This is a genomic window from Gilliamella sp. Fer4-1 (assembly GCF_001690515.1).
Classification (GTDB): Bacteria; Pseudomonadota; Gammaproteobacteria; order Enterobacterales; family Orbaceae; genus Gilliamella; species Gilliamella apicola_C.
In genome coordinates this window covers 1-7571 of record NZ_LZGZ01000309.1, presented here as the reverse complement: position 1 = coordinate 7571, position 7571 = coordinate 1, and the positions used below count along the sequence as shown (strand labels likewise).

Annotated in this window: 6 protein-coding genes and 1 pseudogene; all 7 read right to left on the bottom strand. The window is 33.0% G+C overall.

Translation table 11 applies throughout. The features are described from left to right. Positions 1-343: 343 nt before the first annotated feature. Positions 344-1424, bottom strand: a pseudogene (locus A9G30_RS10480) (IS3 family transposase). Between the two features lie 337 nt (positions 1425-1761). Further along, entirely contained in the window at positions 1762-2217 is a 456-nt protein-coding gene (locus A9G30_RS10470) for an A24 family peptidase (RefSeq protein WP_065588915.1), read from the bottom strand. 2 nt (positions 2218-2219) lie between these two features. Next, positions 2220-3671, bottom strand: a complete 1452-nt coding sequence (locus tag A9G30_RS10465; protein WP_065588914.1) for an RCC1 domain-containing protein — start codon at positions 3669-3671, stop codon at positions 2220-2222. Positions 3672-3708: 37 nt separating this feature from the next. Further along, positions 3709-5685, bottom strand: coding sequence for a TadE/TadG family type IV pilus assembly protein (locus A9G30_RS10460; protein WP_065588913.1), 1977 nt, complete (start codon positions 5683-5685; stop codon positions 3709-3711). 32 nt (positions 5686-5717) lie between these two features. Beyond that, a complete protein-coding gene (gene tadF / locus A9G30_RS10455; RefSeq protein WP_176700900.1) occupies positions 5718-6476 on the bottom strand; it encodes a tight adherence pilus pseudopilin TadF in 759 nt (252 codons plus the stop codon). Positions 6477-6492: 16 nt separating this feature from the next. Further along, positions 6493-6996, bottom strand: coding sequence for a TadE/TadG family type IV pilus assembly protein (locus tag A9G30_RS10450; RefSeq protein ID WP_065588911.1), 504 nt, complete (start codon positions 6994-6996; stop codon positions 6493-6495). 6 nt (positions 6997-7002) lie between these two features. Then, positions 7003-7571 (bottom strand): hypothetical protein (locus tag A9G30_RS13035; protein WP_176700899.1); only part of this gene is annotated, 569 nt, incomplete at its 5' end.

Below are 7571 nucleotides of genomic sequence, written 5' to 3'. Positions count from 1 at the left end.
ATTACAGCAGAATTAAATAAAGATAATTTATTAACAATAAAAATGTTTTTTGATAATAACTTATCAGAAGAAGAGGAAGAAGAAATGCAGATAGCTAATACTGAAGTTGTAGCTGATTTTTTTCAATGATTTTAAAGATATCTATCTTGATTTATTGGTTGTACATAAATCAATAGATATTTGTGATAAAAAAGGTAATTTAGGCTGGTTTTATTTGCGTAAAGAATATTAGCAATAATTAACTGAGACATTTTTATTTTAAACAGACTAAGAAGATCCCTATCTAAAAAGTGGGATCTTTTTTGTAAATACCCCAAACTTAGTACACAACTCACGTAGAAAATCATGCTGCTTGTTTTAGTGTTTTATACTCAATCGGTGTCATGTTATTTAATGCCTCATGCGGCCTTTCGGTGTTATAAACCGTTAACCATTCTTCAGTTATTCTCCTTGCTTGCGCTAAGTTGTTAAAAAGATATAAATCGAGTACCTCAGTACGATAGGTACGATTAAATCGTTCAATATAGCCATTTTGATAAGGGCTATCGGGCTCTATATAATCAATGGCTATATCATGTGATTTAGCCCAGTTTATAAAGGTTTTTCCTGTAAATTCTGGTCCATTATCTACTCGTATTTTTAATGGATAGCCATGATATTCGGCCAGTTTATCTAAATAACGGGTAATCCTTCTTGCCGGTAAGCTTACTGCAATATCAATACCTAACGCCTCACGATTAAAGTCATCGATAACATTGAATGTCCTAAAGCGACGTTGATTACAACGACTATCACTCATAAAATCCATTGACCAGCTTCACCTTGTTTACTGGGTGCTGATAGCCTTTCTGGGCTTCGTGGAGGAATGCGTTTTTTACGCTTTACCCTGAGATTAAGCTTTAATTCACAATACACCCGATATACCCGTTTATGATTCCATTGATAGCCGAGCTTTCTGATACGATTAAAACACTTAGGAAAGCCCCAGCGTAAATGCCGGTCTGTGATAGCATTCAACACTGAAACAATCACTGAATCATCCAGTAACTTAGGTTGATAATAGTAAGCACAACGGCTTAAGCCAACAATGGCACAACTCATATCAATAGTAACTGAATGATTTTGTTGTAGTTGCTGTGCCCACATTTTACGTACCTTTGTGGGCACTAAAGCTTTTTTATGATTTCTTCCTGAAGCTGAGATTTTAAGCTCAGTTCGGCAAACATCTGCTTAAGCTTGCGGTTTTCATCCTCAAGCTCCTTTAAGCGTTTGATATCCGACGTTTCCATTCCGCCGTATTTTTCTCGCCATTTATAGAAAGTTGAATTACCCATGCCATATTTACGGCACAGCTCTTTAACGAGAATACCCGCTTCAGCTTCTTTTAAAATAGCTACGATTTGATGTTCAGTCATTTTTTTCATAATTGAATCCTCTTTTACTTTTATCATAGAGAATTTTCTACTTTTTGGCTGTACTATTTTAGGGGGTAGCTACACATAGGTAATTCGGTTAGCTATAAAAAGTGGAAAAATAGGCAACAGTATGGATGTTGCCAATATCAAGCCTAAGTGCTTTAACCGTATCAAAAATCTAGTCTATCAATGGATATATATCATAAGCTGATGTGTTATCGCGTGAGCTGATGGTTAGAACTTAATCTTAGCGTAAAGAATATACAGAGCCAAATAAATGTCCCCCCCAAAAAAACTATCCATCAAAGTGTAATTATTCGGGGGGGGGGAGAACAATAAGTAATTATTAGAATACTGTTTTAAATAGTGTAATTGACGTTAAAAAATAACTTCCGCTAATAGCTAGACCATAAGGTAATGTGACTCTTGTTTCAGGTTTTTTAATATATTTATATATTATTGCTATAATCGCAATCGGCAGCCCAAGTAATGTAATTAGCACTAAAAAACCCCAAACATCATTCGGTGGAACAGATATCAAGAGCGCTGTAATTAATTTTATATCTCCTGCCCCAACTAATCGGCAATAAAACATAAATAGACCACAAATCAAAAATATTCCTGATGCTTTATAATTTAGTTGACCTGCACCAAAAATAAAATTCAAAATAGCGAGAATAAAAATTATACAAACAACATAATTTGATATTATTCTGCGTGTTAAATCAGTATAACAAGCAACTAATAAACATCCCCAAATTGTTAAAATAATAACATCATTAATTAGTAGTTGATTCATCATTATTACTGTACTTGCCCTAAAATATAATTATCACCATAAACTCTTTTCATCTCATCAGTAAGAAATTTCATTTCCAATCCTGGCCAATCTTGTCTTTTATTATTATTAGGACTAATTTTTCTACTCGAACCGTACCCAACACCAAAAGCTTGTCCTTCTTCATTCCAATAAAAAAAGTGTTGATGACCAACATCGATTTTGGTCAAAGGGCCATGAATATTATCTCTAATTGTTGGATTTGCCCCATACAATATATTTTTATAAATTCCTCTTTTATGTCCCCATGTCACTAATTTATTATCATTAGTAATAGCAACACAACCACGGAAACGGCAAAAAAGTGAGCGAACATTTGTTGTAACCAACGTTGGGGTAGGATGTGTAGAGCCTTGATCTTCCCTTTTTTCATTTTCTTCATCTATCTCTTCTGGTGTTAACTCTTTATGATAATCATCTCGGTCATCTTCAATCTCATCATTATTTTCATCCAAATCATCACTGTCTCCATCATCATTATCTTCTGGTAATTCTTCATCTTCTTCATATGGACCTTGAATACCTAAGCGACTAGATTTTCCCATACCATAAACTCTACCATCATCAAGTAAAATCATAGTGTAAGCACTTCCACCACCAATATACAAAATCTTTTTACCACTAGAAAAATCAGTTATACCGGCTTTCAGGTTCTGTGTAATAGCTTTAGGTTTAGTTTGAAATCTATTTTTTCCTACTAATTCTTCACCAAAAGCACCTCGATCTCCGTCTCCCCAAGCAAACACTTCCCCATCTTCACTAATAGCATAACCACTATCATAACCGGAACCAATTTTTACTATCTTTTTACCTCCAAATCCAGTAATTTTTGTAAGTGCAATTGCTGAAGAACGAGTACCCGTCCCCGATTGACCACGAAGATTGTTTCCCCAAGAATAAACATCCCCACTTCTTGTCAAAGCGTAAGAATTGTATCTCCCACATGCAATTTCAATAACATCTTGCTCCTTCAAAACTGAAACAGGTTCGTTTACATATCTGTCATCTTTTTTCCCATTCCTCTTTTGTTGACCACCTGTAGCTTCTTGGCGTAAGTTTCTACCCCACCCCCAGACATCACCTCGATCATCAAGTGCAATAATATGATATTTACCAGCAGCGACTTGGGTAATAGAGAGTCCTGCTCTAACAAAAGTATTAACTCTAGCGGGCATGCGGTCACGACGAACACGAGTAACCCCATTACCTTGTTGTCCTGTATATCTGTAACCCCAAATCCAAAGATCACCATTTTCTATAGTTAGACCTGTTTTCCTTAAGCTAGTTCTTGCAATTGGATCTGCTTCTGACGCATTGAGAAAAATTAATGCATCTGTACGTTTATCTCCTGATTGTTCTGCTAACAATGGAAAACATATGCAGGTCATAAATAATATAATGATTTTTGTAATTCTCATTTTTGGCAACTCCTATTTCTCATTATCTTGATCTTGCTCACTCACTTTTATTAATAAAGTTACCTGTCTCTACCTCAATAATTCTATTTATTGCATCAAATAATGACTGATAATCTTGAGCTTCAAATAAGTAGTTTTTATTCTTTTTCATGCATTTAGTAAACCATTTGCCGTACATAGCCTCATATTCTGCCTCAGTTGTCAAGTTACTAGCATTAGGATCTAATTTTATATAATAAATTGCGGCTGCGTTAGCAGGCTTTTTAATATAACCTTTATTATAGTTTTCCTGAGACCTTAAACCTTCTGTTATACTCTGGCAAACATTACCATCTAAAAAATCGTCTCTAAGCTTATCCGCACCTTTGTCATCTTTACCATCAGTAATAATAATCATAATTTTATTATTAGAGCTTTCTTTAGCCATCACAGGCACAGTTCTCAGTAAAGCAGTCATAGTATCCGTTCCACCACCAGGCTGCCAAGTTACATTATTATCGCTAATAAATCCTCGAAGCTCTCTATTGTGGGCTTTATGATCTTCATCATCATCACTTAAAGGGATTAAATGAGGTAATGCTTTAAAATTTCTAACATGGTTCGCTGCTTCAGCAAGCCTTTTTGAATCTGGCATTTTAATCATTTTTTTACTCATGATACCATTACTGTATAAAGGCGATTGACACATCCCTTGAAATGGAGAAAAACTAGTCATGGTAGGCGATATAATGCGGTTAAACGTTATTGTATTCTCATCCATTTTTGTAAATAATGACCTGAGAGTTCCATCTACATCAACTGTCAAAGTATTGGCAAACGAATAATGCACATCATCATAGTAACCAGAAAACATATAATCATATAATTGAACTATTTTAGCATATTGCCTTTCAACTTTTTTTTTGTTTCCAAGGGATAATGGGTAGTCAACAGGATCTTTCTTATTGCAAGCATATCGAGAAGATCCCATATTAACCTGTTCAATATTATGCCTATGTTCACACAGGTTTTTCTCTACTAAATCACTATCACTATGAGCGCCTACTGCAGGACCGATTATTTTTGAATAATAAAGATAATAATAATAATCCAGATAGTAATATGCTGTATTTTTATTAAATTTATTAAAATAGTTATAAGTTAAATAATCATCAATTAGATGAATTTTTTTCAACTTACTCCATTTAGGATATGCGATATTTTTATTCGCCCAGAAATTATAGTCAACTGAATCGTAAGGCTCTTTCATTTTGTACATAACTGAGCACGAGTAACCTTCACCACCAGCAGGATTTTTGGCGTTTGTTAAAACAGGAACTCCAATATCATAAGGAATTAAAGCAAAATTATATGTGGGGTACTTTTCAAATTTGCTAATGATGTCTCCTATTGCCTTTCTCATATAATTAAGGCGTCGTGTATCACTATTTCGAACAACTGCAGTATAATCATTACATTGCGTATTGCTGTACTCACATGTTGCTGAACCTGAAAAATCACTAATAAACGCAATAGCAACTGAATCACGAACATCATATTTTTGAGTATTGCCATAGCTTTCCGTTTTATTACTTACAGAAATCGCTTCACTTTCCGTACTGCCAGTATAGTCGTTACGAGTAATTAAAGAATTAAAAATTTGATTATAGGCAATATCATATTCTTTTTTATCTTCTTTATATTCTATTTTTATATTAGCACCATCTAATTTATCACTACTAATTTTTTGATGAACAAAATAATTAATATAGTTCAATGCCATTTGCTGGTTTTGTTCAAGTGATGCCTCATCAGCATTTTTATTATTTATAGCAATAACGGCTAATGAAGCCTCATTAGTTGCTTCTGATAATCTAGCCCGATTACGCATAGTTTGAGTATGATCAATTGAAACTAACATGCAAGTAAGCATAGCGGGTAGCATAATTGCAAAACTTATAATAACGTTTCCAGCAGTACACTTAAAAAAGCTTTTCTTTTTACAATTGTTCTGTTTTAATTTGTTATTATTCATATAATCCTCTCATACTTTTAAAAGAGTATTAATTAACGATGATAAATAGGGCAAGCCGAACCATTATTTTCCGCAATGTTATTGCAACGAGATAATAGTGCAATATTACTACACAAGTTTGGGAAAGTATCCGTTGCCTCTCTACTGGAATTCTTCCATTTTAAATAAAGACTCTCTTCATTAACAATGCACATGCTAATTCGATATAATGGAATCCAACGCCCAGTTAATCCCGTCGCTGGATCAATTGTTCTTTGAACATAGGGTATAAGTTTTAAATAATCATTGTTTCTAGGGGATGATCTTCCAATCATATCAGGTAATGAACCAAAATAGCTAATAGCGCTATCACAAACTCCTGCAGAACACGATTCTGAACTTAGGGTGGCTAATTTAGCATAGTGCAAGTCTTGCGGATGTCTAGGATCTTGTAAAACAAATAAAGCATCGACTCTTATCGCAACGTCACGATCTAATAATGAACTAGCCAATTGACGCAATTCTTGCACTTGGTTATCGTCAAATAACTCATGAGATCTGTAGCAAGATTTAAGATCCCTAATACATGTTAAATAATTATTAGAACTATTTGCATTACCCACCATTGGATAAATAGCTGACCTTTCACGAAAAATTGATGCAACTGTATAATTTGCCCGTTCAAGTTTATTTTGTAGCATGATGGTACTGTATACATCATAAATAATGAAGACTAATAGTGAAAATAAAAAAAAGCAAGCCGCAAACTCAATTGAAACAACACCGCTTTTATTGCGAAAAAAATTATTCAAATATTTCATTGCTATTTTAGTCCTTCACTTTTTCATAAAATTCACGGTAAACAACTGTTTTTTTTGTTAAAGAAGAGTCTAAAATACTTGAAAATATTTCAGAAAATATAGCACGATAGTCATATTGTAAATTAAATAATATTAGGCGAGTATTATCACTAAGCGTAATCTGGCAAGAATTACTAGCTATATCTTGTATTGTGCTACAAAATGTTACTGTTATATGAAAATCGTCCGAATTAGTTAAATAAGGCCATAATTTAACTTCTGAGGTAACTAATTGTTGCATTTGTTCAGCATAATTTGTATTTTCAGAAATTGCTACTTTTCTTGTTATTTCAGTAGACATCAAATCTAAAGCAGAACCAATAATCATAATTCTACTTAACTCAAGCATAAATACAAATAGAGCGATTAAAAAAGGACAAACAATTGCAAATTCAATCGAAATATTCGCTTTCTTTTGACAAAAAAATAATCTCCAACATTTCAACATAATTTTCTCTGCCCTATCCCACATTAAAAACTAATCTTTCTTTCTTTTTAATATTGTAAAAGATTTTTTAGACTTATTTTTTTGAATTTTCTTATTCCCAATAATAGCTGAAGAGATTTCTTTTATTTCACTACTATTAGCAGCCTTTTTAAAGTTACTTATCTTTGATATATATTTACGCTTAAAGTCGATACTGCGTTCTAAAAACTCTTCAATATCGTCATCACGTAAAGCATTTTTTTTATCATAGAAAGAATTGTCATTTAAACAAATTAAAAATCGCTTATTTAGAAATTCTGGTTTTTGAGCAGTACTCCGTGAAATTTCCTCTAATATCTTTTTAGCAACTTTAATTGAATAAGGATCTCGATTTATTACAATAAATATAATATTAGAAATAGTAATAATATCATCAAGGTGCTTAAATGAAGATGATAATCCCATATTTTGATCAATAAATGTAATATTAAATTGTCCAGAATTAAGTTCATCATATTTCCAAGAACTATCACTATTTTCTACTTTTACTTGTAAAGCACTCTCAACATTAGTCAATGAGCCATCTTGAGGTATAGGCATTTCAAACAAAAAATCAGCAT

What these genes read in the sequence shown, in the direction of transcription:
- A9G30_RS10470 (WP_065588915.1), bottom strand. Translation starts at nt 2,217, where the DNA reads ATGATGAATCAACTACTAATTAATGATGTTATTATTTTAACAATTTGG.
- A9G30_RS10465 (WP_065588914.1), bottom strand. Translation starts at nt 3,671, where the DNA reads ATGAGAATTACAAAAATCATTATATTATTTATGACCTGCATATGTTTT.
- A9G30_RS10460 (WP_065588913.1), bottom strand. Translation starts at nt 5,685, where the DNA reads ATGAATAATAACAAATTAAAACAGAACAATTGTAAAAAGAAAAGCTTT.
- A9G30_RS10450 (WP_065588911.1), bottom strand. Translation starts at nt 6,996, where the DNA reads ATGTGGGATAGGGCAGAGAAAATTATGTTGAAATGTTGGAGATTATTT.